We start from the raw sequence: 24,064 nt of genomic DNA on the forward strand, positions 1-24,064 counted from the left end.
GGAAGAATCCTTGGTCATATGGGGCCTGCCGCATGTCTTTCAAACGCATCTTTGCCGCAGGCTTCATGCTTTTTCTTGGCCTCTGCTGTGCCGTTTCGTCGGCGCGTGCCGAGACGTTCAAGATCGTCGGCTTCGGCGACAGCCTGATGGCGGGCTTCAGCCTCGGCCCCGGCGACGGTTTTACCGATAAATTGCAGGCCGCCCTTCGCGCCAAGGGTCATGATGTGAGCGTCGCCAATGCCGGCGTTTCCGGCGATACGTCGAGCGGCGGCCTGGCGCGGCTCGACTGGTCGGTGCCGGACGGCACAAACCTTGTGATCCTCGAGCTTGGCGCCAACGATATGCTGCGCGGCGTTTCACCAGACATTCCCGAAAAGAACCTCGACGAGATGCTGACCAAGCTGAAGCAGCGCAAGATTGCCGTGCTGCTGGCCGGCATGCGCGCCGCCCCCAATCTCGGTGCCGACTATCAGAACGCTTTCGACGCGATCTATCCAAAACTGGCCGCGAAATACGGCGTGCCGCTCTATCCGTTCTTCCTCGACGGTGTCGCCGGCGTGCCCGCCCTGCAGCTCGGAGACGGCCTGCATCCCAATCCGAAAGGCGTCGATGTGATGGTCGAGCGCATCCTGCCGACAGTGGAAAAGGCGATTGCCGACAATGGCGGCGCCTCGTGAGGCGAATAAGTCACGCTTGCCGTTGCGGAAACCATGACGCCAACAAACCACTTGCCGAGTTTCAATATCGATGATTCGCTAGGGGCATAGTTCGATTCGAGGAAGGGAGGCTCACCATGCCGCGTCTTTTCACCGCCCTCGAAATACCGCGTGACGCCGCTCTTTCGCTGTCCCTGCTCCGGGGCGGCCTGCCCGGAGCCCGCTGGATCGACGTCGAGAACTACCACATGACGCTGCGCTTCATCGGCGATGTCGAAGGCCATGTCGCCGACGAGATCGCCAATGCGCTCGACCGGATCCATCGCCCATCCTTCCCGCTGACATTGTCGGGTGTCGGCGCCTTCGGCCAGAAGAAGCCGCATGCGGTGTGGGCCGGCGTTTCAGCCTCGCACGATCTTTCCGCCCTGCAGGGTGAGATCGACCGCATCTGCCAGCGGCTCGGCATTCCAACCGATCCGCGCAAGTTCACCCCGCATGTGACGCTGGCGCGCCTGCGCAATTCGAGCCCGCTCGACGTCGCCCAGTACCTTTCGGCACGCGGCAATTTTTCGACGCTGCCGTTCCGCGTCGGTCGCTTCGTCCTGATGTCGTCGCGCGATTCGGTCGGCGGCGGACCCTATATCGTCGAGGAGGCCTGGCCGCTGTCGGGCACGGATGCCCGTGTCGCGAGCCGCGTCGACAGCGTCTCCGACGCGTCGCGGATCATGCGGTAGACCAAGGCGAACGCGTCGGCCCCGTCATAATAGGGATCCGGCACGTCGCGAGCTGTACCGCTGGCGAACTCCAGGAACAGATGAACCCGGTCGCGCAGGGCCGGCGGCGCCAGCGCCTGGAGGTCACGGACATTCGACCGGTCCATACCCAGGATCAGGTCGAAACGCGAAAAGTCGTCCGGCCTCACCTTGCGCGCTCTCTGGCCCGAAATGTCGATACCGTGCAGTGCGGCGATCGAGATCGAGCGCGGATCCGGGGCAGCGCCGACCTCCCAGCCGCCGGTTGCGGCTGAATCGAGCAGCATATCCTGATGCTGCCCGCGCTCGGCCAACACCGCGCGAAAGGTGCCTTCCGCCAGTGGCGAGCGACAGATGTTGCCTAGGCAGACGAAGAGAATGGATTTTATGGGCTTCGCGTTCATTGATATGCGCCGTTCGTGCATTTGGAGACCCAAAACCGCACAGCATTCTTGGGCGACTTGCATTAGGGTGAGGGCCAAAGTCGGGATAGCACGGGAAATCATCATGATGAGAGAAAAACTCAGCAAGGACGCAATCGCCACCGCGCTGGCCGAACTCGGCGGCTGGTCGCTGGCCGCGGATGGCGCTTCCATCAAGCGCAGCTTTGTCTTCAAGAACTTTTCCGAGGCCTTCGCCTTCATGACCCGCGTCGCTTTGGCGGCGGAGAAGATGGACCATCACCCCGACTGGTCGAACGTCTACAAGACGGTGGACGTGACGCTGAACACCCACGACGCCGGCGGCGTCACCGCCCTCGACATCGAACTGGCGAAGAAGATGAACCGCTATTTTGGCGGTTGATTGGAAAGGGCTTCTCCAACCTTCGTCATCCTAGGGTGAAGCAGTCGCGAAGCGACGTCGCGGAAACCCTAGGATCCATGCCGTGACCCTTGTCATGAAGCCCAGCGGTGCAAAATTCTGAACCGCTGCAACGCTTTGAAGTCGCGGCATGGATCCTCGGGTCTGCGCCGCGTCGCTTCGCTCCTTGCTTCGCCCGTGGATGACGAAGTGAGGGGCGTTTCGGCTAATCTCCAAGGCGAGCAGCGAATTACCCGTCGGCATCATCTGAACCCTGCGGTTCCGGCAACGATCCGTTCGATTTTCGAGTTCGGTAACGACTGAACTCTTGTAGCGGACCTACCCTTTCACCACATTTTCCCTCGCAGGCGCCCGCGCAACGATGCGCTTGAGCCCGCAAGGAGAGATTGATGGCGCAAGAATCCGGTTTTGATTTCTTCGGCTTTGGCGGCAGCGACGAGAGCGAAGTGCGTGAGAAATTCTGGCGCACGGCCAAGAAGGCGGCACGGCAGATCCCGTTCATGGAAGAGGTGGTCGCCGCCTATTATTGCGCCATGGACAAGAAGACGCCGGTGCGTGCCAAGGGCATTTTGCTGGCAGCGCTCGGCTATTTCGTTCTGCCGGTCGATGTCATCCCCGACTTCGTCTTCGGGCTCGGCTTCACCGACGATATCGCCGTGCTGACCGCCGCGATCACCGCCGTCAGCGCCCACATCACACCGGCGCACCGGCTCGCCGCAAAGCGGGCGATTGCCGACAAGAGCTGAGCCGGCGCCTGGTTGGAAAAGTCAAACTCTTGCCGCTTTCGTGGCCTCCAAGTCGCGCCAGGGACATTCTGACGGCCGCTTTTCGGGAGGCGGCGGGGAAATGGCGGCGGTTTCCCGGGGTGAATGTCCTTTTCGCGAGGGAAATTCACCGTTTGGTAACCCAGATTAAATCAAAATGAAGCGACGGGCAGGACGCCAAACCGGCCTGCCGCCGCACCAGTTGGAATACGGGAAAAACGATGCGCGGATTGATTGCTACAGTTTCGAGCCTGGTCCTGGTGGCCTTGACAGCGCCGGCGCTGGCACAGACCGCGACCAAGACCGGCCAGCACAATGCCTGGGGCACCTACAGCTACCAGGCTTCCGGCGGTAAGGTCTGCTACGTTCTGACCGTGCCGACCGACAAGCAGCCGCCGACGCTCGACCATGGCGACATGTTCTTCTTCGTCAGCCAGCGGCCGGGGCAGCAAGTGTCCTACGAGCCGCAATTCATTGCCGGCTACAAATTCCAGGAAGGGTCCAAGGCCACCGTCACCATCGACAAGAAGTCCTTCTCGATGTTCACGCGCGGCAAGTCGGCCTGGGTCGAGAATGCCGCCGAAGAGCCGGTTCTGATCGCCGCGATGAAGACCGGCACCGACATGAAGGTGTCGGCGAAATCCGGCCGCGGCAACCCCACCTCCTATGTCTTCTCGCTGAAAGGCATTTCAGCGGCGCTGACGTCGATCGCCAAGTGCAAGTAGGCAAGGTTTGTAATTAGGCAACTTCGTTTTGCAATGACAGGCCGGGCCGCAAAGCCCGGCCTTTTTGCTTTTTCAGGCCGGCGTGCGTGCCGGCGGTTCAGTCTTACATGGCCATTTTTTCACATTCGGCCTGGGCTTTCTTGGTCGACGTATCGATCATGAAGGCTTTGCCCTTGGCGTCGGTCATCATCATCATGCAGTGCTTGATCGGCTTTGCCATCTTCATCATCTCTGCGCCCATCTTTGCATCCGGCATCATGGTGCCCATATGCCCGTCCGGCATGATCGCCATCACTTCTCCACCCTTCATCATGGTCATCGTGCCCATCGCGTCTTCGGCAAGTGCTGGCGAGGCGGAAAGGCCGACGAGGCTGGCAATGACGGCGAGCTTGATAGAGTTCATTCTGCATACTCCCATTTTGCAGGGGCATAGTTGCCCCCTTCGGATTTCGAAGGCGCGATGGGAATCGTTACGCAAACACACGACTATGTGATCGGTTCATTTGCAGCGGGAGGACAGGGCAGGCTGCCAGATGGCCGTAGCGAGCTATCAGCCGTTGCACTCCCCGCGCATGACTCTGCCCTCAACCTGTGCTATGCGCCGCGCTTCATTTCCGGCACGATGCTGAAATCGGCCGCAAACCGCTTATATTGGCGCTTACCATGACCCTTTCATTCGATCTCACCGCCGAAGGCGCCCGTGACGCGTTGCGCGCCCGCGCCACGCAGCCCGAAAAGCCGTCGCTGATCGGCCTGACCCGGGCCGAGCTTGGCGATGCCCTCGTTGCATCAGGCATCGTGCCGGAGCGCCAGGCAAAAATGCGCGCCCAGCAGCTTTGGCACTGGATGTATGTGCGCGGCGTCTCCGACTTCGCCGGCATGTTCAACATCTCCAAGGATCTGCGCGCCGAGCTGGACAAGCATTTCACCGTCGCCAGGCCGGAAATCGTCGAGGAGCAGATTTCCGCCGACGGCACGCGAAAGTGGCTGTTTCGCTTTCCGCCGCGCGGCGCCGGCCGTCCGGTCGAGATCGAGACCGTCTATATCCCCGAGGAAGGCCGTGGCACGCTCTGCATCTCCTCGCAGGTCGGCTGCACGCTGACCTGCTCCTTCTGCCACACCGGCACGCAGAAGCTGGTGCGCAACCTGACATCGGAGGAAATCCTCGCCCAGCTTTTGACAGCCCGCGACCGGCTCGGCGATTTCCCCGACCGCGACACGCCGGACGGCGCCATCGTCCCGGCCGAGGGCAGAAAAGTCTCCAACATCGTCATGATGGGCATGGGCGAGCCGCTCTACAATTTCGAGGCGGTGAAGAAGGCGCTGCTGATCGCCTCCGACGGCGATGGCCTGTCACTGTCCAAGCGCCGCATCACGCTGTCGACCTCCGGCGTCGTGCCCGAGATCTTCCGCACCGGCGAGGAGATCGGCGTCATGCTGGCGATCTCGCTGCATGCGACCAATGACGATCTGCGCGACCTGCTGGTGCCGATCAACAAGAAGTACCCGCTGAAAGAGCTGATCGAAGCCTGCCGCGCCTATCCCGGCCTGTCGAATGCCAAGCGCATCACCTTCGAATATGTGATGCTGAAGGACGTCAACGATTCCATCGAGGACGCCAAGGGCCTGATCAAACTGCTCAAGGGCATTCCGGCCAAGATCAACCTGATCCCGTTCAACCCGTGGCCGGGCACCAACTACCAGTGCTCGGACTGGGAGACGATCGAAAAATTCGCCGATTACATCAACAATGCCGGCTATGCCTCGCCGATCCGCACCCCGCGTGGCCGCGATATTCTGGCTGCCTGCGGCCAGCTAAAATCGGACTCCGAGCGCATGCGCAAGGTCGACCGGCTGGCGCTGGAAGCCATGATGATTGCGGGGCACGGCGAGGCGTGAGCCGTCTCGTCGCCTACCTCATCCGTTTCGCCGTCATCCTGATCGGCTATGTCGTTGCCTCGCTGGCCGCCAGCGCCTTTCTCAACATCATGGTCCTGGCTTCGCTCGGCTACACGCCCGAACATGCCCATCCGACGGCGACCGCATCGCTGTATTTTTCGATTCCCTTCGTAGCGCTGTTCGTCGCCTATTTCGCCTTCATGCCGGCGGCGATCGTCATCATTCTCTCGGAAATCTTCAGCCGCCGCGACTGGCTGTTCTATGCGCTCGCCGGTGCGGTGGTGGCAGCGGTCTTCCTCGGCTTCGTCCACCGGACCGCCGACGCCAATTTCGACGTCACCGACACCAGCGCCGTGCTAGCGGTGGTTGGCTGCGGCATGGTCGGCGGCATTTTCTACTGGCTCAGCGCCGGGCGCTGGGCCGGCAGCTGGCGGCAAGCCGCGACTTCGCCTGAGCGGTAGTCGGCTACAGCCGTGTTTCTCCCAAAGCAACTCGTCGCCAGATGAGCAGTCTATTTTAACCATTCTCGCTCATTGACTGGCGGGTATAGTTTTCCATTTTTCGATTTGGCGGATCGCTGCAATCACGATGGACCGGTTTGTAACTTTAATTCTCGGATACATGGTTGCTGTAGCAGCGTCCAGCGTAACTCTGGTCGCTATGACCATCGTATACGCTGTCTGGCATGATCCCGGGCAGTGGGCAGCGCTGGTGGCGGTGAGCCCTGTCTCGGCGTTGTTCCTGGGCTTTTTTATCTGTGTTCTCGGCTTCCTGCCTTTCTGCCTGGTTGTCATGTTGGCAGGGCTCTTTTCGATCAGAACTCCCATCTACTACGCGATCGCGGGCGGGCTGAGCGGCATCGTTGCCAACTTTCCGTTCTGGATTCAGTATCAGCCATTCTGGGGCTATATTGGCAAAGTACAGGAATATCACGGGTTCACCGGCCGCCCGGGAATACCCTCTGTAGAAGACCATGCAGTGCTATTTTTCGGTGGCCTCGTCGGTGGTCTGGCCTATTGGGCGGTTGCCGGGCGCAGCGCAGGCCCGCAAAAGGCTACTTCGCCTGAGCACTCAGAATCTTGAGCGCGAAGGCCGAGAACACGCCGGCGAAGAGATAGTCGACCACCCGCGTCACGCGCGGGCTGGCCTTCATCGCCGCCGAGAATTTTTCCGCCGCCAGCACCATCGGCGCCGTCACCGGGATCGACAGCACGATGAACATCGAGCCCAGGAAAAACAGCTTCCCCGGTGCGTTCGGGTCATGCGCGGAAACGAACTGCGGCAGAAACGTCATGAAGAACAGGATGATCTTCGGGTTGAGCAGATTGACCCCGAGGCCGGCCAGCCAGCTGCGGAACAGCGAAATCTCAGGCCCGGCCTTCTTCTCCGGCGAAAACGCCGAGCCCTTGGTGATCGCCTGCCATGCCAGGAAGACGAGATAGCCGGCACCGAAAATCTTCAGCGCGAAGAAGGCCATTGGCGAAGCGACGATCAGCGCCGAGATGCCGACCACCACCAAAGTGGTGTGGATCAGCGTGCCGCAGAGCGCACCGGCCATCGAGGCAAAGCCGGTGGCGCGGCCCTGGCTCAGCGTTCTGGACACGAACAGCGTCATATCTGGCCCCGGCGTGATCGCCAGGATCACGGTGGCGATGGCGAACTGGACCAACGTGGTGGTGTCGGGAATGAAGGACATGGGCGGCCCCTGGCAAGCAAGGCCAGCCTATAGCGCACGTGCATCACCTATGCCAGTAACTGGCCGGCGCGGCGTCTGGTCCAGTGGCTGCGGCGACCGAAGGCCCGTTCGTCCCTTGCGTTAGCCGGAAACGCCGTGATACCTCGCCCGCCGAGAACTCGTGATCGCGGAACCGCCAAATGTCAAAAGCAAAAGACGTCAAGAAGGTCGTGCTCGCCTATTCCGGCGGCCTCGACACCTCCATTATCCTGAAATGGCTGCAGACCGAGCTCGGTGCCGAAGTCGTCACCTTCACCGCCGATCTCGGCCAGGGTGGCGAACTCGAGCCGGCGCGCCGCAAGGCCGAGATGATGGGCATCAAGGACATCCGCGTCGTCGATGTGCGCGAGGAGTTCGTCTCCGACTTCGTCTTCCCGATGTTCCGCGCCAATGCCGTCTATGAAGGCACCTATCTGCTCGGCACCTCGATCGCGCGGCCGCTGATCTCAAAGCACCTCGTCGAGATCGCCAAGGAGACCGGCGCCGACGCGATCGCCCACGGCGCCACCGGCAAAGGCAACGACCAGGTCCGTTTCGAGCTTTCGGCCTATGCGCTGAACCCTGACATCAAGGTCATCGCGCCCTGGCGCGACTGGTCGTTCAAGTCGCGCACCGATCTGATCAACTTCGCCGAGCAGCACCAGATTCCGGTGCCGAAGGACAAGAAGGGCGACGCGCCGTTCTCTGTTGACGCCAACCTTCTGCACTCCTCATCCGAGGGCAAGGTGCTGGAGGATCCGTGGGTGGAGCCGCCGGAGTTCGTCCACCAGCGCACTGTCTCGCCGATGGACGCCCCGGACACCGTCACCGAGATCGAGATCGAATTCCTCAAGGGCGATCCGATTGCGCTGAATGGCAAGAAGCTGTCGCCGGCAACGATGCTGGCCGCGCTCAACGATCTCGGCCGCGACAATGGCATCGGCCGGCTCGACCTGGTCGAGAACCGTTTCGTCGGCATGAAATCGCGCGGCGTCTACGAGACGCCCGGCGGCACCATCCTGATCGCGGCGCATCGGGCGATTGAATCGATCACGCTCGACCGTGGTGCCGCGCATCTCAAGGACGAGTTGATGCCGCGTTATGCCGAGCTGATCTACAACGGCTTCTGGTTCGCGCCCGAGCGGCTGATGCTTCAGGCGATGATCGACAAGAGCCAGGAAGACGTCGAAGGCACGGTGCGGCTGAAGCTCTACAAGGGCAATGTCATGGTCAACGGCCGCAAGTCGAAGAAGACGCTCTATTCCGACGCGCTGGTCACCTTCGAGGACGATCGTGGCGCTTACGACCAGAAGGACGCCGCCGGCTTCATCCGCCTCAACGCGCTGCGGCTGAGGACGCTTGCCGCGCGCAACCGCAAGGCTTGAAATCCGAACTTCAGGCCGGGCCGGCCTCATCAAAGCTGAAACGGCTAAGGAAACCCGGCGGAGACGCCGGGTTTTTGTTTGATCTCTCTAATATAATGGAAGTTACCCCCGCCCGGATCAATTCCTGTTTGACCTTTCGACTGCTTCATCCTAGTCCTCTTGCGGGATAGAGGGGCTTTGGCAGTGAAAAACAGAATTTTTCTTTTGCTTGCGGCGGTTGCCGTCTTCGCCGGGTGCCAGTCTTCACAGGCAGCCGGCAAGCGCGAGCAGAATCCAGACGGGTGCATCTCCGCTGTCCACGCATGGAGCATCACGTTCAAGCACGAAATCGCCTCTTTCATGGGCGTCTCGCAGGAGCGCATGCCGGCCCTGTTCTGCCAGCGCCTGACCGAAGGGGTACGCAGCGGGCGGATCAGCTACTCCGACATAAACAACCTGCAGCTCGACCAACCGACCGAAATCTGGTTGGTCATCAAGGGCAAGTCAAAGGCGGCTGCGGCCGCGCAAGCCTTCACCCCGCGGAACCCCAATTTCCGTACCTGCAACGGAACTGCCGGTGCCTTCCAGATTCCCGCTTCCCGGAAATGCCCGTTGAGCGGCTACGCACATTTTGACCAACCGACCAAAATCGAGATGAAGGGTAGGCCAAAGGCGGCTACCCCGGCGCCGCGGAACTCCAAATTCCGTACCTGCAAAGGTTTTGACGGCACGTTCCAGGTTCCAATTTCCCAGAAATGCCCGTTGAGCGGCTACGCGTATAATTGAGAGCCCAGGCGCACGAGCGCTCCTGGAACCGGCTTTCTCACCGCGTTGGCTGTCCTGGCGAACGCCACACACATTCGGCCAGCGCCTGCTCCGCTCGAGCAATTCCAGGAAAAGTGTGAAGCGGTTTTCCGTCCGGAATTGCAACGGATACTCTAGTCAAGCACGACCACGGCCTCCACCTCGAACAGCATGGGGTCGATGGCAAGCGTGGGGACGGGAACCAGGGTCTGCGCCGGCAGCGCCTCGCCGAACATGTCCTTGACATTCCTGGTCAGCACCTCGAGCTTCGACATGTCGTGATCGACCACGAAGACGGTGAGCTTGGCGACCTGATCCGGCCTGGCGCCGATCCCCTCAAGCGCGCTGCGCAAATTTGCGTAGGCCTGCTTAACCTGGACCGCGAAGTCGGGTGACAAGCCTCCCGTGCTGTCCTGGCCGCCCTGTCCGGAGATGTAGGCCACCCGGGCGCCGCCGGGCACGATCACTGCCGTGCTGTAGCCATTCGGCGACGGGTCGTAGAGGGTCTGCGGATTGACGATCGTCAGCTTGCGATCGTTCTCGCTCGCTGTCGTCGCAGTGGGAACTGCCATGTTCATGATGAATAGCCCTCCGATCAGCAGATGCTTGATTGCGCGTGACATGAAATTTCTCTTGGCTTTGCGGACTTGCTCGATTGACTCGTACGCTGCACGAGTAGTTACATAGTACGATGTACGAGTCAACCGTTCCGGATCGACATTCGCCTGCTTGCCGGTCAAGATCGGCGCTCTGAGACAGCGAGGAAGACGGATGGCAGCCAAACGCAGCGGCGCCCGGAAAAAACGGTCTGAGCCGCCGCGGCTCCCGCCCGCGCCGCAGGCGAGCGGTGAACCGCCTCTCTCGAGGGAACGCATCGTGGCGACCGCGGTGGAACTGCTTGATACGCAAGGGCTCGACGGATTGACCATGCGTCGGCTGGCCGATCGTCTCGGCTCGGGGGTGATGAGCCTGTATTGGCACGTCGACAACAAAGAGGATGTCTTTGATCTATCGCTCGACTCGGTGCTCGACTATCGCGGACCGCCGCAAACAGCTGAGCCTCGAGACTGGCGCGAGGACGTCGTTCATATGCTCGAGGACTGGCGCGCCACGATGCTGCATCACCCCTGGTCGGCATCGCTGCTGCCGCGCCGGGCGCTCGGCCGAAACATGCTCGCTCGCCTGGAACTGCTGAGCAAGACCTTGTCCGGGGCCGGCGTCGCCGACGCGGATCTGAACGTCGCGATATGGTCGCTCTGGAATTATGTGATGGGCGCGACCGTCACCCGGGCGAGCTTCGACCTCTCGGACGACGACAGGGCCGCCGCGCGGCAGCGCCTTGAAGGTTTCACCGAACGCTACCCGACGATCGAGCGCTCTCGCCTGCTGTTGGATGACGATTGGGATGGTGCTTTCCGAAAGGGCCTCGGCTTCCTGCTCGATGGCCTCACCCCGGGATAAGGAACGACTTCCCCTATCCCTGCACCATCAACAAAAAGCCCGGCGCATGGCCGGGCTTTCTTGTGGAATGGAGATCTCTGTCGGTCAGTCCCCGTCGATCGCCGTGGCGATCTGGGCGATGGCTTGCTGGTAGACGCTCGCGGAATTCCAGCCGGCAATGGCGCCCATATTCGCACTCGCGCTGGCCCCTGCCCGCCAGCCATGAGCCTTGAGGAAGTTGGCGGTGGAAGCCAGCGCGGTCGCCTTGTCGCGCAGATTTCCGTTGCCAACGCCATACTTCAAGACATTTCCGGGCAGGAACTGGGTATGGCCGATCTCGCCATGCGCAGCGCCGGTCGATGAGGCGCTCAATGCGCCGCGATCGACCAGCTTCAGCGCAGCAATGGCATGCGGGTAGAAGAACCCCGGTCGGCGGCAATCATAGGCAAGCGTCAGAATGGCAGAGACCGTATTCTGGTTGCCCATGGCGGAACCGAAGCCGGTCTCCATGCCCCAAATGGCCAGCAACACGCCCGGCGACACGCCGTAATTGCTCTCGATCTTGTCGAAAAGTGCTGCGTTCTGCTTCTTCAGCGAACGGCCCCTGGAAATGATCGAAGCCCCGCCACGACGCTTCATGAATGCGTCCACCGAACCGCTGAACGCCTTGTGGATGGCGCGGTCGACGGAGATCGTCTTTGTTGCGTAGCTGGCGCCAGCCAGCGCGGCCAGGCCCTTGGCGCCGACGCCTTCAGACTTGGCCTCAGCAGCGAACTCCGGCTTCCAGGCGTCGAAGCCGGCGCCGGTTTTGCCACAGCTGGCCGCCGCTTGCGCGCCCGTCGCCAGCGCAAGCACCGCCGCCGCCGCGGCCACAAAAATCTTTCCCTTGGCAAGAAATGCCATGCTGTTCTCCTGATTTGCCTGAATCACGTCCCGGTTGCGAACTTGCCAGCGAAACGTGGACTTGTCACGGTCTCCCGGCGCCGCGCTGGCCAATGCAGGGGAATTTGCCTACGATCAAGGAATTACTGTGGCGAGAATGCAAACTGAGCTCGATTGGTCAGTCTGCCGCATCAATGATCAGGCTTCACGGCAGGGACCGGCAGATGGCAGGCGTTTGGGCGATGTGCGGCTGCGCACTATATCCCTGCCCTGACCATTTGAGATCGAAATGAAACTCTTCGACTGCCCTCATTGCGGCCACCGCCTCTATTTCGAAAACGCCCAGTGCCTGAACTGCGCCAGCCCGGTGCTCTATGATCCCGAGCATGCGCGCTTCGCGCTGTCGGGTGTCGACGGCACCTTCCAATGCACCAACGCCGACGAGTGCGCCTGCAACTGGATGGCCGAGCCCGGCCACGCCTTTTGCCGCGCCTGCGTGCTGAACCAGCTGATCCCGGACCTCTCGGTCGACGGCAATCGCAGCCGCTGGATCCGCGTCGAAGCGGCCAAGAAGCGTGCCATCTATTCGCTGCTCGCTTTCGGATTGCCGGTGGCGCCCAAGCAAAGCGCTGCCGACGAGGTCGGCCTTGCCTTCGACTTGCTTGCCGATCCGATCGGCGGCGGGCCGGGCGGCGAGCGCATCCTGACCGGCCACGACAACGGCCTGATCACGCTCAACGTCGCCGAAGCTGATTCAGCCGAGCGCGAAAAGCGGCGTGTCGAGATGGGCGAGAATTACCGCACGTTGCTCGGTCATTTCCGCCACGAGCTCGGCCATTATTACTGGGACCGCCTGATCCGCGACGATCCGCAGCGGCTTGCCGCCTTCCGCGCCTTGTTCGGCGACGACCGCGCCGACTACGAGCAGGCGCTGAAGAGCTACTACGCCAATGGCGCGGCGCCCGACTGGCAGCAGGGCCACATCTCCGCCTATGCGACGTCCCACCCCTGGGAGGACTGGGCCGAGACCTGGGCGCACCATCTGCACATCACCGATACGCTGGAAATGGTGCATGCGCTGAATTTCCCGCTCGGCCGGCTGGAAACCGTGGAAGCCAACACTTTGCCGCAAGGCGACACCGGCGGCCGGCCGCAGGCCGCGCCCGCCGAACCTGCCGCAACGCCCGAACGCTTTGAAGATGTTCTCGCCCGCTGGCTGGTGCTGTCGGAGGCCTCCAATTCGATCAACCGCTGCATGGGCCTGCCCGACCTCTACCCGTTCGTGATCTCGGACGTGACCGCCGGCAAGCTCGCCTTCGTGCATGAGCTTTTGACCGGTGTGGCGAAAGAAAAGGCAATAAATCGTGAGCCGGCGCCAGCATTTTAGCCGGAACGCATAGAGCCCGGTTTCGTTCACGTTTGTGTGGGGCCACGAAAAACGGAGCGAAACCATGAAACGCATACTGTTTCCTGCGGTGGCTGGAGCGCTTGTCGCGATGTCCGGCGCTGCCTTTGCCGATACCCCCGTCTCGGCAGTCACGGACCTCAACGTGCGCGCCGGCCCTGGCCCGCAATATCCGGTTATCGGCGTGCTGGCCGCCGGCCAGTCGGCAACGCTCAATGGCTGCATCGAAAACAGCAAATGGTGCACCATCGCCGAAGCCAATGGCCAAGGCTGGGTCTATTCCGATTATGTGACGGCCGAATTCGGCGGCAGCAAGGTCGTCCTGACCCGGCGCCCCGCCGATGCGGGGATTACCGTCGTCGAAGCGCCGGAAGACAGCAACGACTATCCCGATACCTATACCGGGGCGATCATTTCGGCCGAGCCGATGGATGCCATTGACCAGCCGCCGGCCGAAGTCCGCACCTATATCGACACCAACCGGCTCGACCCCGTCTATCTCGACGGCGAGGTGGTGACGGGCGCAACCTTGCCCGACACCGTCGAACTCCGCGAGATTCCGGACTATCGCTACCGCTATGTCTATGTGAACGGTCAGCCGGCCCTGGTCGATCCGTCGACGCGCCGCATCATGTACGTCGTGCGCTGATACCACCAACCAACAGGGCGGCCACGTCGGCAGGATGCGGCCGCCCTCTTTGACTTCTTGGCAAACCGGAATGGCCCGCTGCTGGATGATGATTGCGCGGATGCGGTTGATCCCATAGATCATGCGACCCGAAGCACCTGCCGGGGACTCAGCGTGACGATCGATCCAGCCGCCTTCCAGCGCTACCGAACCACCCCCAACTCCAAAACGACCTTGCTGCGCCTGCTGCTCGGAACGGTGATCGTCGTCGTCTTCTGGATGGCAGTCACTGTGGCCGTGGTGTTTGGCGGCACCTATGCCTATGTCGTCTGGATGGCCTCGACGGGCGGCTCGGTCGGCACCCAGCCGGTGCAGAATTTTCTCGCGTCGCCGGCGGGGATTCTGACCCAGCTGAGCTCGTTCGCCGGCATCTGGCTCGGGCTGTGGGCGGCCATGCGCTGGGTCCATGGCGAGAGAGTGGCGGCACTGATCGGCGCCAGCCACCGGGTTTCGCGCGATGGCTTCCTGAAGGGCCTGGCCGCGGTGCTGATCACCTCGCTGTTCTCCGAAATCCTGCTCTATTGCCTGCAGCCCGAGATCGCACGCGGCGCAATCAGCCTGTCGTCCTGGCTGTTGTACCTGATCCCGATCATTGCCCTGGCCTTGCTGCAGACATCGTCCGAGGAGGCACTTTTCCGCGGCTATCTGCTCAGAGGCCTGGCCAGCCGTTTCGAGAACCCCTTCATCTGGGCGCTGCTGCCGGCGATGCTGTTCACCGCATTGCACTGGAGCACGAGTTCGACCGCCGCCATCAACGCTAGCGTGCTGGCTTCGATTGCCGCTTTCGCGCTGCTCTTGACGCTTCTGGTCTATATCACCGGCAATCTCGGCGCCGGGTTTGGCGCCCATCTCGGCAACAATCTGACCGGGTTCCTGCTGATTTCGCATCAGGAAAGCTACAATTCCTTCGCCTTGTTCAACGCCAAGCCGCTCGAAGGCGCCGACTGGACGACGACGAATGCGGTTCTGATCGCGGCGATCGGCATCGTCAGCAGTCTGTTGACGATCCTGCTGCTGCTGCACCCGCGCTCGCCGCTGAAGGTCGAGGCGGATATTTCCCACACCGGCGGACCCAACTGATGCGCATCACCCTGGCCGCCCCGGGCGTGCTGCCTGCCAAAGGCTATGGCGGCACCGAGCGCCAGGTCGATTGGCTGGCAACCGAACTGGTGCGCGCCGGCCACCATGTCGTGCTGATTGCCGGCGCCGGTTCGAGCCATCCGCTTTGCGAGGTGCGCGGCATCACGTCGGAGGCCCAATGCCGGGCCGCCATCCCGGCCGACACCGACATCGTCCATTTCAACGGCTGGTATGTCGAGGCTCCGTTTCCGACCCTCAACACCGAACATGGCTATTCCCCTGACGAGCCCAGGCCGCAGGCAAACTGGAATTTCGTCAGCGCCAGCCATGCGCGCAATCACGGCAGGAAGACCTTCGTCTACAACGGCTTTCCCGCCGATTCCTACCGGCTGGCCAGTTCGAAGAGTGACCGTCTGCTGTTTCTGGCCGGCATCGCCCGCGCCGGCAAGAACCTCAATCGCGCCGTCGACCTCGCCAGGAAATTCGATTTCCCCCTCGACATCGCCGGCGGCGCGCGCTGGACGCTGCTGACGCGCAGCAAGGTCCGGCGCGACGGTGTGTTCTTCAAGAGTCTGGGGTCGCGCTACCGTTTCCACGGAACTGTCGGTGGCGACGAAAAGCTGCGTCTGCTGGGCGAGGCAAAGGCTTTTCTCAACCCAATCGCCTGGGAAGAGCCGTTCGGCATGGCCCCGGTCGAGGCCATGCTGTGCGGAACGCCGGTGCTGTCCACGCCGCGCGGCGCCTTGCCCGAGATCGTCGACGGCGACACCGGGCTGCTGTTCGACACCAACGCCGAATTCGCCGCCGCCCTCGATGCGGTTGCCGGGCTTTCCCCGCAACGCTGCCGCGACTCGGCCGCCGACCGGTTTCCGATCGCCAAAACCGCAAAGGGCTATCTCGATCTCTACGCGCGGATCCTCGACGGCGAAGTACTGGCGTGAGCCGGCCGTGTCCCCCAGACCTTGACTCTTCGCCGGATTTCCTGTCTACAGCCCCCGAAATCCGCGACGAGTATCCCTCCGAGCAAGCCGACCAGGACGCCGAAGCCTCTTAGAGGTCAAGTGCTGTAAATCGATCCTGGAGGCCAACACCCGGCAGCGCTGAGCGCCCCCGGGTGCTTTTTGGCTTTGGGCTTTTGCTTGGATGAGCGGCGCGAACGCATTACCTCTCGGGCACCATCCGGGCGCCTGAGAAAAGGAAAAAGAATGTTTGAATCGCTACAGGAACGTCTTGGTTCGATCCTGAACGGCCTGACTGGCCGCGGCGCGCTGTCGGAGGCCGATGTCTCGGCGGCGCTGCGCGAGGTGCGCCGTGCGCTGCTCGAGGCCGACGTGGCGCTGGAAGTGGTGCGTTCCTTCACCGACAAGGTGCGCGAAAAGGCCGTCGGCGCTGCCGTCGTCAAGTCGATCAAGCCGGGACAGATGGTCGTCAAGATCGTCCATGACGAGCTGGTCGACATGCTCGGCGCCGAGGGCGTCGCCATCGACCTCAACGCGCCGGCGCCGGTCGTCATCATGATGGTCGGCCTGCAGGGCTCGGGCAAGACGACGACCTCGGCCAAGATCGCCAAGCGGCTTTCGGAGCGTCAGAACAAGAAGGTTCTGATGGCCTCGCTCGACACGCGGCGCCCCGCCGCGCAAGAGCAGCTCCGTCAGCTCGGCGAGCAGGTCAAGGTAGCGACCCTGCCGATCATTGCCGGCCAGAACCCGGTCGACATTGCGCGCCGCGCCGTGCAGGCGGCCAAGCTCGGCGGCCATGACATCGTCATCCTCGATACCGCCGGCCGCACCCATATCGACGAGCCGCTGATGGTCGAGATGGCCGACATCAAGAAGGTGTCGAGCCCGCACGAAATCCTGCTGGTCGCCGACTCGCTGACCGGTCAGGACGCGGTCAATCTGGCCAAGAGCTTCGACGAGCGCGTCGGCATTACTGGCCTCGTGCTGACCCGCATGGACGGCGACGGCCGTGGCGGCGCAGCACTTTCCATGCGCGCCGTCACCGGCAAGCCGATCAAGCTGATCGGTACCGGCGAAAAGATGGACGGCCTGGAGGAATTCCACCCCAAGCGCATCGCCGACCGCATCCTCGGCATGGGCGACATCGTCTCGCTCGTCGAAAAAGCCGCCGAGAACATCGACGCCGAACAAGCGGCGGCGATGGCCAAGAAGATGCAGTCGGGCAAGTTCGACCTGAACGACCTCGCCGGCCAGCTTCAGCAGATGTCGAAAATGGGCGGCATGGGCGGCATCATGGGCATGATGCCCGGCATGGGCAAGATGAAGGACCAGATGGCCGCCGCCGGCCTCGACGACAAGATGTTCGGCCGTCAGCTCGCCATCATCTCGTCGATGACCAAGGCCGAACGCGCCAACCCGGACCTGCTCAAGCATTCGCGCAAGAAGCGCATCGCCGCCGGCTCGGGCACAGACGCGGCCGAGATCAACAAGCTTTTGAAAATGCATCGCGGCATGGCCGACATGATGAAGGCGATGGGCGGCAAGGGCAAAGGCGGCGGCCTGATGCGTGGCATGATGGGCGGTCTCGCTTCCAAGATGGGTCTTGGCGGCATGATGCCCGGCGGCGGCATGGGCGGCATGATGGGCGGCGGTATGCCTGATCTGTCGAAGATGGACCCCAAGCAACTCGAAGCCTTGCAGAAGCAGGCGCAGGCCTCTGGCCTGGGCGGCATCAAAGGTCTTCCCGGCGGCGGTGGTCTGCCTGGCCTGCCCGGCGGCATGAAGCTTCCGGGTCTTCCCGGTCTGGGCGGCGGCGGTTTGCCCGGCCTCGGCAAGAAGAAGTGAGGGCGTCATGAACGAAGAAAAAGACATGGCCGACGCACGCATCATTCTGGCCGACTACCGCGCCTCGATCGACAACATCGACGCGGCCCTCATCCATATGCTTGCCGAGCGCTTCCGCTGCACCAAGGCTGTCGGCGTGCTGAAGGCGACGCATGGTCTGCCGCCGGCCGACCCGGCGCGCGAGCAGCAGCAGATCGCCCGTCTTCGCCAGCTGGCGAAGGATGCGCATCTCGACCCGGATTTCGCGGAAAAATTCCTCAACTTCGTCGTCCGCGAAGTGATCCGCCACCACGAACAGATCGCCGCTTCCAACGGCGTGACGAAAGCCGGCTAATAAAAGTGCATGTCGCCCAAAAGTGCGCAGCGGTTTTGGGATAACGACCTGCACAAAACAAAAGCCACAACCAACCAACGAAATCAGAGTTTTAGGAGAAAAGAAATGCCCTTGAAGATCAGACTGGCCCGTGCGGGCTCGAAGAAGCGTCCTTACTACCACGTCGTCGTTGCCGACGCCCGTTCGCCGCGTGACGGCCGGTTCATCGAGTCGCTCGGCTCGTGGAACCCGCTGCTGCCCAAGGACGGAGAGCGCGTCAAGGTCGACGCCGACCGCGTCAAGCATTGGCTGTCGCATGGCGCCCAGCCGACCGACCGCGTGTTGCGCTTCCTCGACGAAGCCGGCCTGGTCAAGCGCGAGGCCCGCTCCAACCCGAAGAAGGCCGAGCCGGGCAAGAAGGCGCAGGAACGCTCTGCCCTGCTGAAGAAGGCGCAGGAAGACGCCGCCACCGCAGCAGCAGCCGCGGCAGCCGCACCGGCCGAGGCGGAAGCCGCCACCGCCGAGTAATTTACGTTCCATCATTCACGAAAACGGCGGGCCTGTGCCCGCCGTTTTTTGTTGTGTCGTCCGGTCAATAGCCGTCGGGACAGCGGGCGATATAGGTTCGTCCGTAGCGGTCGCGGTAGCGGCATTGATCCGGTTCGTTCGCCCGGCCGATCAGCGCGCCGGCGACGGCGCCAACGGCACCACCGACGACAGCGCCCTCCACCGGATCATTTGCCACCGCAGCGCCTATGGCCGCGCCACCCAGGCCGCCGACCGCCGCGCCTTTTTCCGTTTGCGAGCAGGCAGCGAGCGGCACCAGCAACGCCATCAAAAGCATGATCTTTTTCATCGTCGTTCCTCTCCCAAGGGGCGAACTTTTCACCCGCATTGGATCGACAACGCGCGAATGCGCAATTTGATCCGCTTGGACAACGACGAACGGATCGCCCTACTTTTCGGTGGCCCGCTTCAAACTGGCGAGACCGGCCTCGAAATCCTTGCCGACCAGCCTGTCGAAGTTCATGAACACGCCGATCAGCTTGGCCATGAACGGATAGCGGCCGCGCATGGCCCAGGTGACGGCGGTGCTGCTGCCGGCCGGCTTCAAGGTGAACTCGACGGTGTTGTTGGCCTTGAACGGCTTCTCGAAGTCGAGCTTCAGCGCGATCAGCGACGACGGAACCGAGGCGGTGATTTCCATGCGGCCGATGCCGGCCTTGCCGTCGCTGTGCCAGGCATAGGCGGCGCCCTTGCCGCTGTCGGCGCCGGAGAAAGTGCGCTTCATCTCCGGATCGAGTTTCTCGTAAGGCGACCACACGCTCCAGCGCCTGAAATCGTTGATCTCAGGAAAGATCGCTTCGGGCAATGCGTTGATGCTGGCCGAGCGGCTGACGACGAAATCATCCGGCCGGGTCGCGGCATAAATAAGCACGGCGGCGATCAGCACAACCAGGATGATGATGATGGTGGTGAGCATTCTTTTTCTCCTTGTGCTTATCGGCTGAACGGGATCAGGGCGCGCACCCGGGGATCCCTGAGATACAGGCCGCCCCACAGGATGATGCCGAGATAGACGCCGAACAGCGTGTGCGAAAACAGCGGGTTGTCGACCCGCACATTGATGGCTATGGCACCGCCCATATAAGCGGTGAGCAGGATGGCGCCGAGCACCGAGGTGCGTGGCAGCGCATAGAGCGCCGTCGAGACCAGCCCGATAATTCCGAGCAGGCGCGCGACATTCGGGTCGGCCGGCCAGCCGAGCGGCACCATGGTCTGGGTGACGATCTCGAGCGGCGGCAATTTGATGACACCGTCGAAGATCATGAACAGCACAATGATGGCGCTCAGCCCGCGGCCCGTCCACAGGGCGCCTGATGACACAGGTGCGGTTTCAGAAATGGTCATTGGTGTTCCTCCGGATGTTCGAGCACTGGCTGCTTCGCCAGGGTTGAACCAAGGACGCGGCACGGGGCGACGATCCGACAGGGGTGGGGATTCTTTTTTGGCGGTGAGCCCCTCCGCAACAGGGTCAAAGTGGGCCGCTGGCCCCCACGCTTCGTCATCCTCGGGCTTGACCCGAGGATCCATGCCGCGACATCAGGCGAAGAACGCAGCGGTCCAGAACAGGACGTCTGTCAGTGCCGCTTTTGGTCCGTTTTCGCGTACCCCTGAAGTCACGGCATGGATCCTAGGGTCTCCGCGACGTCGCTGCGCTCCTGCTTCGCCCTAGGATGACGAAGGGAGGGATGTCCCGGCTATTCTCGAAGGTTTGGTTGACGTATCAACGTTCGCTGCCGACCTGCTTTACAAGGCCTAGGAAAAGTAAAACTTCTCCGCCGCAATCATCTTCGGCGGCGTCTCACCCAGCGCCTCGAACACCGATATCTCGCAGACACGGCAGAGGCCGTCGAGCGCAAGGTCGTTGGGCTGGGTGCCGAACGGGTCCTCGAGCTCTTCCGAAAGCGCGTCGAGGCCGAAGAAGGTGTAGGCGATCAGCGCGGTGAACAGCGGCGTCGCCCAGCCGGCCGGTGCGGCCAGCCCGAATGGCAGCAGCAGGCAGAAGATGTAGGCGGTGCGCTGCAAGAGCAGCGTATAGGCAAACGGCAGCGGCGTTCCGGCGATGCGCTCGCAGCCGGCCTGCGCGGCGGCGATTTCCGACAGCCGTTCGTCGAGGATGCGGTATCCGATCGTGTCGATGGCGCCGGCCTTGCGCAGCGCCGCGATGCGCTGGCCCATGCGCCGTACCATGGCGTCGGGCGCGTTGGCCGCCCTGGCGGCACCGTCGACCTCATCACCGATGAAGGTGCGTGCCTCGGCGGTGGCATCGACACGTCTCAGCAGGCCGCGCAAAAAGTGACAGAAGGCAATCGCCTCCATCAGCAGGCCTCGCAGCTCGGTCCGATCTTCGACCAGCCCGGTCGAGGCGCGGGCCAGGTTGCGGATGTCGAACACAAGCTGGCCCCACAGCTTGCGCGCCTCCCACCAGCGGTCATAGGCGGCGTTGTTGCGAAAGCCGAGATAGATCGACAGCGCCACGCCGAGCAGAGCGAAGGGTGCTGTGCCGGCATTGCCGAAGTCGAGCTTCAGCGCCCTGACCGCCAGCACCACGAGCGCGCCATAGAGGCCGAAGCCAAAGATCTGCGGCAGGATGCGTGGCACCACAGAGCCGCGCATGATGAAGAACAGATGCAGGAATCCCGGGCGCGGGCGAACGATCATCTAAACCCCTCTCGCGGACCGGCGATGGTCCTCGACCCGTCTATTGTGCGACGGGTCCGGCGCGCAAGCTCAGCCGACAACGACATGGCGATGTCGTCAGCGCGAGGACTATCGGCGTGCGTTCAGCACGGATATTGAGATGAGGCGCAACCACGACCGCAAATCCCATGCAGCATCAAGTCGAAGGACAGGCAATGACGGGCGAAACCGATCTGCAAAAACTGCTGGCATCGATGACGCCCGAACTGCTGCCCGGAGTGCATGTCTTCGTCACTTTGCCGCCGGACGTGCCTGTTGCCAAAACCCTCGATCCGGTGATGGTGTTTCGCGAACGCGAGGGCACGACGCTGATCGTGCTCGAAGACCAGGCGAAGGCCGCTGGCCTGGAAGGCGTGTTCCCCAGCCGCATGATCACGCTGAACATCCATTCGTCGCTGGAAGCAGTCGGCTTCCTCGCCGCCATCACCGCCCGGCTGGCCACCGCCGGCATGGGCGTCAATCCGGTCTCGGCCTTTTATCACGACCATCTGTTCGTGCCGGTCGACCGTGCGGAGGAGGCTATGGATTTGCTGCGGCAGCTGGCCAAGGAAAGCGGCAGCTGATCTTTGACAAAACCGCGTAAATCGCGTAAATTACGTTAAATGCGTAAATTACGCGATTTGGATGAAATCACCATGCGCGAAGTTCCGACAACAGAATTCACCCGCAATTTCGGGCGCTACCGTGAAATCGTCCAGCGTGAGCCGGTCGCGGTGATGAGCCATGGGCGCCCAACCGGCTATTTCGTTTCGGCTGTCGAGTATGAGGATCTACAGCGTTACAAGAACCTTGCCCGGCAATCGTTTGCGACCAGGGATCTACAGCGCGAAGAAGTTGAGGCAATCGCCAGCGGCCGAATGTCATCCGAACACGATCATCTCGATGCCCTGATCGATGCCAAGTAAGGCATGCCGCTTCCCGACCCACAGCTCGGCCTCGTGATCTCTTACGCCTATCTGTGGCATCATGAGCATCAAGCCGGACAGGATGAAGGGCGAAAACATCGCCCTTGCGTAATTGTGCTTGCCGTCGAGCGCGCCACCGAGGGTCTGATCGTGACTGTGGTGCCTGTCACGCATCTCCCGCCGACGGATCCTTCGCTGGCGATCGAGCTGCCGCCAGCCGTCAAACGTCACTTGGGTCTGGACGGCGAGCGCTCATGGGTGATGCTTCATGAAGGCAATCGCTTCGCGTGGCCGGGCTACGACCTCCGTCCGGTGCCGCGCTCCACCGATCGCTACGACTACGGCCTGCTGCCGCCGCGGTTGTTCACATCGATGGTGGAACGCTTCAAGACCATTTGGGAAGCCGGGCAAGGCCGTCAGGTGCCGCGCGACTGACCCATTTGCGGTCTCGCTCATAGCGCGCGACCATATCGCGACCCGGCCGAAGGCCGAGCCCGCGACTGCGGGCCGCCGGCTTTCCGGCGCGCCCGCGCAGGGCCCGCCGCGGCAGCGGCGATCCGGCCCGTGAGCGAAAACAAACCGGCCGTCAGGCCGCCTTCTTCTTCGGCTGGATCAGGCCGCGCTCGACCAAAAGCTCGGCGATCTGCACCGCGTTCAGCGCCGCGCCCTTGCGCAGATTGTCGGAGACGATCCACATCGACAGGCCGTTATCGATGGTCGAATCCTCGCGGATGCGCGAGATGAAGGTGGCGTCTTCGCCGGCCGATTCCAGCGGCGTGATGTAGCCGCCGTCCTCGCGCTTGTCCAAGACCTGGCAGCCTGGCGCCTCGCGCAGGATGTCGCGCGCCTCGTCGGCGGTGATCGGCTTTTCGAACTCGATGTTGACCGCTTCCGAATGGCCGATGAACACCGGCACGCGCACGCACGTCGCCGTCAGCTTGATCTTGGGATCGAGCATCTTCTTGGTCTCGGCGACCATCTTCCACTCTTCCTTGGTGAAGCCATCGTCGAGGAAGACGTCGATATGCGGGATGACGTTGAAGGCGATGCGCTTGGTGAACTTCTTGACGTCGACCTGGTCGGCGACGAAGACGGCCCGGGTCTGCGTGAACAGCTCGTCCATGCCTTCCTTGCCGGCGCCCGACACCGACTGGTAGGTGGCGACGACGACGCGCTTGATGGTGGCGACATCGTGCAGCGGCTTCAGTGCTACGACCAGCTGCGCTGTAGAGCAGTTCGGATTGGCGATGATGTTCTTGCGGGTGAACAGCGAGATCGCGTCCGGGTTCACTTCCGGCACGATCAGCGGCACGTCCTGGTCGTAGCGGAAGGCCGACGAATTATCGATGACGACGCAGCCCTGCTTGCCGATCTTCGGCGACCATTCCTTGGAGACGGTGCCACCGGCCGACATGATGCAGATGTCGGTGTCGGAAAAATCATACTGGTCAAGCGTCTTGACCTTCAGCGTACGGTCGCCGAACGACACTTCCGTGCCCTGGCTGCGCCGCGAGGCCAGCGCCACAACTTCGCTCACCGGAAAGCCGCGCTCTTCCAGTATGTTGAGCATTTCCCGGCCCACATTGCCCGTGGCGCCGACGATCGCAACCTTGAAACTCATAGTGATCTCCTGTCCCTCTCCGCTCGGTTTTTGGAGAAAACCCGCCGGCCGGTGCGGGTTTCAGCCCCCGGGCCGGACCCGGGAGAGGGTGGTTAGGCCAAGGGAATCAGACCGTTTTAGTGGTCGTTTTGGCCATGGTTTTGCTGGAACGGGGAGACGCGC

Annotated in this window: 31 protein-coding genes; 21 read left to right on the top strand and 10 right to left on the bottom strand. The window is 62.4% G+C overall.

All coding sequences use genetic code 11. The features are described from left to right. Positions 1–32 precede the first annotated feature (32 nt). Entirely contained in the window at positions 33–677 is a 645-nt protein-coding gene (locus AC1DX6_RS00310; RefSeq protein WP_477310106.1) for an arylesterase, read from the top strand. Between the two features lie 116 nt (positions 678–793). Beyond that, positions 794–1,390 (top strand): RNA 2',3'-cyclic phosphodiesterase, encoded by a 597-nt coding sequence (gene thpR / locus AC1DX6_RS00315; RefSeq protein WP_477310108.1) that lies wholly within the window; start codon positions 794–796, stop codon positions 1,388–1,390. Here thpR and AC1DX6_RS00320 read toward each other — a convergent pair. After that, positions 1,294–1,812 (bottom strand): low molecular weight protein-tyrosine-phosphatase, encoded by a 519-nt coding sequence (locus tag AC1DX6_RS00320; RefSeq protein ID WP_477310110.1) that lies wholly within the window; start codon positions 1,810–1,812, stop codon positions 1,294–1,296. The genes thpR and AC1DX6_RS00320 overlap by 97 nt on opposite strands. A gap of 103 nt (positions 1,813–1,915) precedes the next feature. On the opposite strand from AC1DX6_RS00320, the gene AC1DX6_RS00325 reads away from it, so the two are divergent. From AC1DX6_RS00325 to AC1DX6_RS00335, 3 genes are all read left to right on the top strand, one after another. Beyond that, a complete protein-coding gene (locus AC1DX6_RS00325) occupies positions 1,916–2,212 on the top strand; it encodes a 4a-hydroxytetrahydrobiopterin dehydratase (protein ID WP_477310112.1) in 297 nt (98 codons plus the stop codon). Positions 2,213–2,619: 407 nt separating this feature from the next. Beyond that, a complete protein-coding gene (locus tag AC1DX6_RS00330; RefSeq protein ID WP_477310114.1) occupies positions 2,620–2,976 on the top strand; it encodes a YkvA family protein in 357 nt (118 codons plus the stop codon). A 239-nt stretch (positions 2,977–3,215) separates the two neighbouring features. Continuing rightward, the gene (locus tag AC1DX6_RS00335) at positions 3,216–3,719 is read left to right on the top strand and encodes an invasion associated locus B family protein (RefSeq protein ID WP_477249542.1); all 504 of its coding nucleotides are present in this window, start codon (positions 3,216–3,218) and stop codon (positions 3,717–3,719) included. Between the two features lie 103 nt (positions 3,720–3,822). Here AC1DX6_RS00335 and AC1DX6_RS00340 read toward each other — a convergent pair whose 3' ends face one another. Beyond that, the gene (locus AC1DX6_RS00340) at positions 3,823–4,122 is read right to left on the bottom strand and encodes a hypothetical protein (protein ID WP_477310116.1); all 300 of its coding nucleotides are present in this window, start codon (positions 4,120–4,122) and stop codon (positions 3,823–3,825) included. Between the two features lie 260 nt (positions 4,123–4,382). Here AC1DX6_RS00340 and rlmN point away from each other — a divergent pair, with 260 nt between their 5' ends. From rlmN to AC1DX6_RS00355, 3 genes are all read left to right on the top strand, one after another. Beyond that, complete coding sequence (gene rlmN / locus AC1DX6_RS00345; RefSeq protein ID WP_477310117.1) at positions 4,383–5,618, top strand: dual-specificity RNA methyltransferase RlmN; 1,236 nt, start codon at positions 4,383–4,385, stop codon at positions 5,616–5,618. Continuing rightward, on the top strand, positions 5,615–6,079 hold the full coding sequence (locus tag AC1DX6_RS00350) for a hypothetical protein (protein WP_477310119.1): 465 nt from the start codon (positions 5,615–5,617) through the stop codon (positions 6,077–6,079). The genes rlmN and AC1DX6_RS00350 overlap by 4 nt, the downstream gene beginning before the upstream one ends. Positions 6,080–6,206: 127 nt before the next feature. Next, positions 6,207–6,701, top strand: coding sequence for a hypothetical protein (locus AC1DX6_RS00355; protein ID WP_477310121.1), 495 nt, complete (start codon positions 6,207–6,209; stop codon positions 6,699–6,701). On the opposite strand, the gene AC1DX6_RS00360 is transcribed toward AC1DX6_RS00355, so the two are convergent. Then, entirely contained in the window at positions 6,673–7,314 is a 642-nt protein-coding gene (locus tag AC1DX6_RS00360; protein ID WP_477310123.1) for a LysE family translocator, read from the bottom strand. The genes AC1DX6_RS00355 and AC1DX6_RS00360 overlap by 29 nt on opposite strands. Before the next feature lie 179 nt (positions 7,315–7,493). On the opposite strand from AC1DX6_RS00360, the gene AC1DX6_RS00365 reads away from it, so the two are divergent. Continuing rightward, positions 7,494–8,717, top strand: a complete 1,224-nt coding sequence (locus tag AC1DX6_RS00365) for an argininosuccinate synthase (RefSeq protein WP_477310125.1) — start codon at positions 7,494–7,496, stop codon at positions 8,715–8,717. Positions 8,718–8,900: 183 nt separating this feature from the next. Further along, positions 8,901–9,482: a hypothetical protein gene (locus tag AC1DX6_RS00370; RefSeq protein WP_477311868.1), complete on the top strand. Its 582-nt coding sequence runs from the start codon at positions 8,901–8,903 to the stop codon at positions 9,480–9,482. A gap of 152 nt (positions 9,483–9,634) precedes the next feature. Here the strand turns inward: AC1DX6_RS00370 and AC1DX6_RS00375 are convergent, their stop codons facing one another. Further along, positions 9,635–10,123 carry a RidA family protein gene (locus AC1DX6_RS00375; RefSeq protein ID WP_477310127.1) on the bottom strand — a complete coding sequence of 163 codons (489 nt, stop codon included), beginning with the start codon at positions 10,121–10,123 and terminating at the stop codon, positions 9,635–9,637. Positions 10,124–10,271: 148 nt separating this feature from the next. Between AC1DX6_RS00375 and AC1DX6_RS00380 the strand changes: the two genes are divergently transcribed. Continuing rightward, positions 10,272–10,961 carry a TetR/AcrR family transcriptional regulator gene (locus AC1DX6_RS00380; RefSeq protein WP_477310129.1) on the top strand — a complete coding sequence of 230 codons (690 nt, stop codon included), beginning with the start codon at positions 10,272–10,274 and terminating at the stop codon, positions 10,959–10,961. An 84-nt stretch (positions 10,962–11,045) separates the two neighbouring features. Here the strand turns inward: AC1DX6_RS00380 and AC1DX6_RS00385 are convergent, their stop codons facing one another. Further along, positions 11,046–11,843 carry a lytic murein transglycosylase gene (locus AC1DX6_RS00385; RefSeq protein ID WP_477310131.1) on the bottom strand — a complete coding sequence of 266 codons (798 nt, stop codon included), beginning with the start codon at positions 11,841–11,843 and terminating at the stop codon, positions 11,046–11,048. A gap of 268 nt (positions 11,844–12,111) precedes the next feature. Here AC1DX6_RS00385 and AC1DX6_RS00390 point away from each other — a divergent pair, with 268 nt between their 5' ends. The 7 genes from AC1DX6_RS00390 (at position 12,112) to rpsP (ending at position 18,640) form a co-directional block, all read left to right on the top strand. Next, the gene (locus AC1DX6_RS00390; protein ID WP_477310133.1) at positions 12,112–13,209 is read left to right on the top strand and encodes a zinc-binding metallopeptidase family protein; all 1,098 of its coding nucleotides are present in this window, start codon (positions 12,112–12,114) and stop codon (positions 13,207–13,209) included. A 64-nt stretch (positions 13,210–13,273) separates the two neighbouring features. Further along, positions 13,274–13,876, top strand: coding sequence for a DUF1236 domain-containing protein (locus AC1DX6_RS00395; protein WP_477310135.1), 603 nt, complete (start codon positions 13,274–13,276; stop codon positions 13,874–13,876). Positions 13,877–14,029: 153 nt separating this feature from the next. Beyond that, positions 14,030–14,995 carry a lysostaphin resistance A-like protein gene (locus AC1DX6_RS00400; protein WP_477310137.1) on the top strand — a complete coding sequence of 322 codons (966 nt, stop codon included), beginning with the start codon at positions 14,030–14,032 and terminating at the stop codon, positions 14,993–14,995. Continuing rightward, entirely contained in the window at positions 14,995–15,936 is a 942-nt protein-coding gene (locus tag AC1DX6_RS00405; protein ID WP_477310139.1) for a glycosyltransferase, read from the top strand. The genes AC1DX6_RS00400 and AC1DX6_RS00405 overlap by 1 nt, the downstream gene beginning before the upstream one ends. 264 nt (positions 15,937–16,200) lie before the next feature. Next, on the top strand, positions 16,201–17,799 hold the full coding sequence (gene ffh / locus AC1DX6_RS00410) for a signal recognition particle protein (protein ID WP_477310141.1): 1,599 nt from the start codon (positions 16,201–16,203) through the stop codon (positions 17,797–17,799). 7 nt (positions 17,800–17,806) lie between these two features. Next, positions 17,807–18,133: a chorismate mutase gene (locus AC1DX6_RS00415; protein ID WP_477224730.1), complete on the top strand. Its 327-nt coding sequence runs from the start codon at positions 17,807–17,809 to the stop codon at positions 18,131–18,133. Positions 18,134–18,238: 105 nt separating this feature from the next. After that, positions 18,239–18,640 carry a 30S ribosomal protein S16 gene (rpsP, locus tag AC1DX6_RS00420; protein ID WP_477310143.1) on the top strand — a complete coding sequence of 134 codons (402 nt, stop codon included), beginning with the start codon at positions 18,239–18,241 and terminating at the stop codon, positions 18,638–18,640. A gap of 64 nt (positions 18,641–18,704) precedes the next feature. Here the strand turns inward: rpsP and AC1DX6_RS00425 are convergent, their stop codons facing one another. From AC1DX6_RS00425 to AC1DX6_RS00440, 4 genes are all read right to left on the bottom strand, one after another. After that, positions 18,705–18,968, bottom strand: a complete 264-nt coding sequence (locus tag AC1DX6_RS00425; RefSeq protein ID WP_477310145.1) for a glycine zipper domain-containing protein — start codon at positions 18,966–18,968, stop codon at positions 18,705–18,707. Positions 18,969–19,067: 99 nt separating this feature from the next. Continuing rightward, complete coding sequence (locus AC1DX6_RS00430; RefSeq protein WP_477310147.1) at positions 19,068–19,595, bottom strand: SRPBCC family protein; 528 nt, start codon at positions 19,593–19,595, stop codon at positions 19,068–19,070. Positions 19,596–19,612: 17 nt separating this feature from the next. After that, positions 19,613–20,023, bottom strand: a complete 411-nt coding sequence (locus AC1DX6_RS00435) for a DoxX family protein (RefSeq protein ID WP_477310149.1) — start codon at positions 20,021–20,023, stop codon at positions 19,613–19,615. Positions 20,024–20,431: 408 nt separating this feature from the next. Beyond that, positions 20,432–21,337 carry a bestrophin family protein gene (locus AC1DX6_RS00440; RefSeq protein ID WP_477310151.1) on the bottom strand — a complete coding sequence of 302 codons (906 nt, stop codon included), beginning with the start codon at positions 21,335–21,337 and terminating at the stop codon, positions 20,432–20,434. Positions 21,338–21,531: 194 nt separating this feature from the next. Between AC1DX6_RS00440 and AC1DX6_RS00445 the strand changes: the two genes are divergently transcribed. The 3 genes from AC1DX6_RS00445 to AC1DX6_RS00455 are packed head-to-tail and all read left to right on the top strand — an operon-like array spanning position 21,532 to position 22,716. Beyond that, positions 21,532–21,939 (top strand): ACT domain-containing protein, encoded by a 408-nt coding sequence (locus AC1DX6_RS00445; RefSeq protein WP_477310153.1) that lies wholly within the window; start codon positions 21,532–21,534, stop codon positions 21,937–21,939. Between the two features lie 39 nt (positions 21,940–21,978). Then, a complete protein-coding gene (locus AC1DX6_RS00450) occupies positions 21,979–22,281 on the top strand; it encodes a type II toxin-antitoxin system Phd/YefM family antitoxin (RefSeq protein ID WP_477310155.1) in 303 nt (100 codons plus the stop codon). A 3-nt stretch (positions 22,282–22,284) separates the two neighbouring features. Next, positions 22,285–22,716: a type II toxin-antitoxin system PemK/MazF family toxin gene (locus AC1DX6_RS00455; protein WP_477310157.1), complete on the top strand. Its 432-nt coding sequence runs from the start codon at positions 22,285–22,287 to the stop codon at positions 22,714–22,716. Positions 22,717–22,867: 151 nt separating this feature from the next. Here the strand turns inward: AC1DX6_RS00455 and AC1DX6_RS00460 are convergent, their stop codons facing one another. Next, positions 22,868–23,902 (bottom strand): aspartate-semialdehyde dehydrogenase, encoded by a 1,035-nt coding sequence (locus AC1DX6_RS00460; protein ID WP_477310159.1) that lies wholly within the window; start codon positions 23,900–23,902, stop codon positions 22,868–22,870. Positions 23,903–24,064 lie beyond the last annotated feature (162 nt).

Source organism: Mesorhizobium sp. P2_C4 (assembly GCF_056404575.1).

Coding starts and splice junctions, on each gene's coding strand:
- AC1DX6_RS00385 (WP_477310131.1), bottom strand. CDS start 11,843: ATGGCATTTCTTGCCAAGGGAAAGATTTTTGTGGCCGCGGCGGCGGCG.
- AC1DX6_RS00330 (WP_477310114.1), top strand. CDS start 2,620: ATGGCGCAAGAATCCGGTTTTGATTTCTTCGGCTTTGGCGGCAGCGAC.
- AC1DX6_RS00310 (WP_477310106.1), top strand. CDS start 33: ATGTCTTTCAAACGCATCTTTGCCGCAGGCTTCATGCTTTTTCTTGGC.
- AC1DX6_RS00340 (WP_477310116.1), bottom strand. CDS start 4,122: ATGAACTCTATCAAGCTCGCCGTCATTGCCAGCCTCGTCGGCCTTTCC.
- AC1DX6_RS00450 (WP_477310155.1), top strand. CDS start 21,979: ATGCGTAAATTACGCGATTTGGATGAAATCACCATGCGCGAAGTTCCG.
- AC1DX6_RS00365 (WP_477310125.1), top strand. CDS start 7,494: ATGTCAAAAGCAAAAGACGTCAAGAAGGTCGTGCTCGCCTATTCCGGC.
- rpsP (WP_477310143.1), top strand. CDS start 18,239: ATGCCCTTGAAGATCAGACTGGCCCGTGCGGGCTCGAAGAAGCGTCCT.
- AC1DX6_RS00335 (WP_477249542.1), top strand. CDS start 3,216: ATGCGCGGATTGATTGCTACAGTTTCGAGCCTGGTCCTGGTGGCCTTG.
- AC1DX6_RS00325 (WP_477310112.1), top strand. CDS start 1,916: ATGATGAGAGAAAAACTCAGCAAGGACGCAATCGCCACCGCGCTGGCC.
- AC1DX6_RS00390 (WP_477310133.1), top strand. CDS start 12,112: ATGAAACTCTTCGACTGCCCTCATTGCGGCCACCGCCTCTATTTCGAA.
- AC1DX6_RS00395 (WP_477310135.1), top strand. CDS start 13,274: ATGAAACGCATACTGTTTCCTGCGGTGGCTGGAGCGCTTGTCGCGATG.
- AC1DX6_RS00425 (WP_477310145.1), bottom strand. CDS start 18,968: ATGAAAAAGATCATGCTTTTGATGGCGTTGCTGGTGCCGCTCGCTGCC.
- ffh (WP_477310141.1), top strand. CDS start 16,201: ATGTTTGAATCGCTACAGGAACGTCTTGGTTCGATCCTGAACGGCCTG.
- AC1DX6_RS00360 (WP_477310123.1), bottom strand. CDS start 7,314: ATGTCCTTCATTCCCGACACCACCACGTTGGTCCAGTTCGCCATCGCC.
- AC1DX6_RS00355 (WP_477310121.1), top strand. CDS start 6,207: ATGGACCGGTTTGTAACTTTAATTCTCGGATACATGGTTGCTGTAGCA.
- AC1DX6_RS00455 (WP_477310157.1), top strand. CDS start 22,285: ATGCCGCTTCCCGACCCACAGCTCGGCCTCGTGATCTCTTACGCCTAT.
- AC1DX6_RS00435 (WP_477310149.1), bottom strand. CDS start 20,023: ATGACCATTTCTGAAACCGCACCTGTGTCATCAGGCGCCCTGTGGACG.
- AC1DX6_RS00430 (WP_477310147.1), bottom strand. CDS start 19,595: ATGCTCACCACCATCATCATCATCCTGGTTGTGCTGATCGCCGCCGTG.
- thpR (WP_477310108.1), top strand. CDS start 794: ATGCCGCGTCTTTTCACCGCCCTCGAAATACCGCGTGACGCCGCTCTT.
- AC1DX6_RS00445 (WP_477310153.1), top strand. CDS start 21,532: ATGACGGGCGAAACCGATCTGCAAAAACTGCTGGCATCGATGACGCCC.
- AC1DX6_RS00460 (WP_477310159.1), bottom strand. CDS start 23,902: ATGAGTTTCAAGGTTGCGATCGTCGGCGCCACGGGCAATGTGGGCCGG.
- rlmN (WP_477310117.1), top strand. CDS start 4,383: ATGACCCTTTCATTCGATCTCACCGCCGAAGGCGCCCGTGACGCGTTG.
- AC1DX6_RS00405 (WP_477310139.1), top strand. CDS start 14,995: ATGCGCATCACCCTGGCCGCCCCGGGCGTGCTGCCTGCCAAAGGCTAT.
- AC1DX6_RS00320 (WP_477310110.1), bottom strand. CDS start 1,812: ATGAACGCGAAGCCCATAAAATCCATTCTCTTCGTCTGCCTAGGCAAC.
- AC1DX6_RS00380 (WP_477310129.1), top strand. CDS start 10,272: ATGGCAGCCAAACGCAGCGGCGCCCGGAAAAAACGGTCTGAGCCGCCG.
- AC1DX6_RS00415 (WP_477224730.1), top strand. CDS start 17,807: ATGAACGAAGAAAAAGACATGGCCGACGCACGCATCATTCTGGCCGAC.
- AC1DX6_RS00440 (WP_477310151.1), bottom strand. CDS start 21,337: ATGATCGTTCGCCCGCGCCCGGGATTCCTGCATCTGTTCTTCATCATG.
- AC1DX6_RS00375 (WP_477310127.1), bottom strand. CDS start 10,123: ATGTCACGCGCAATCAAGCATCTGCTGATCGGAGGGCTATTCATCATG.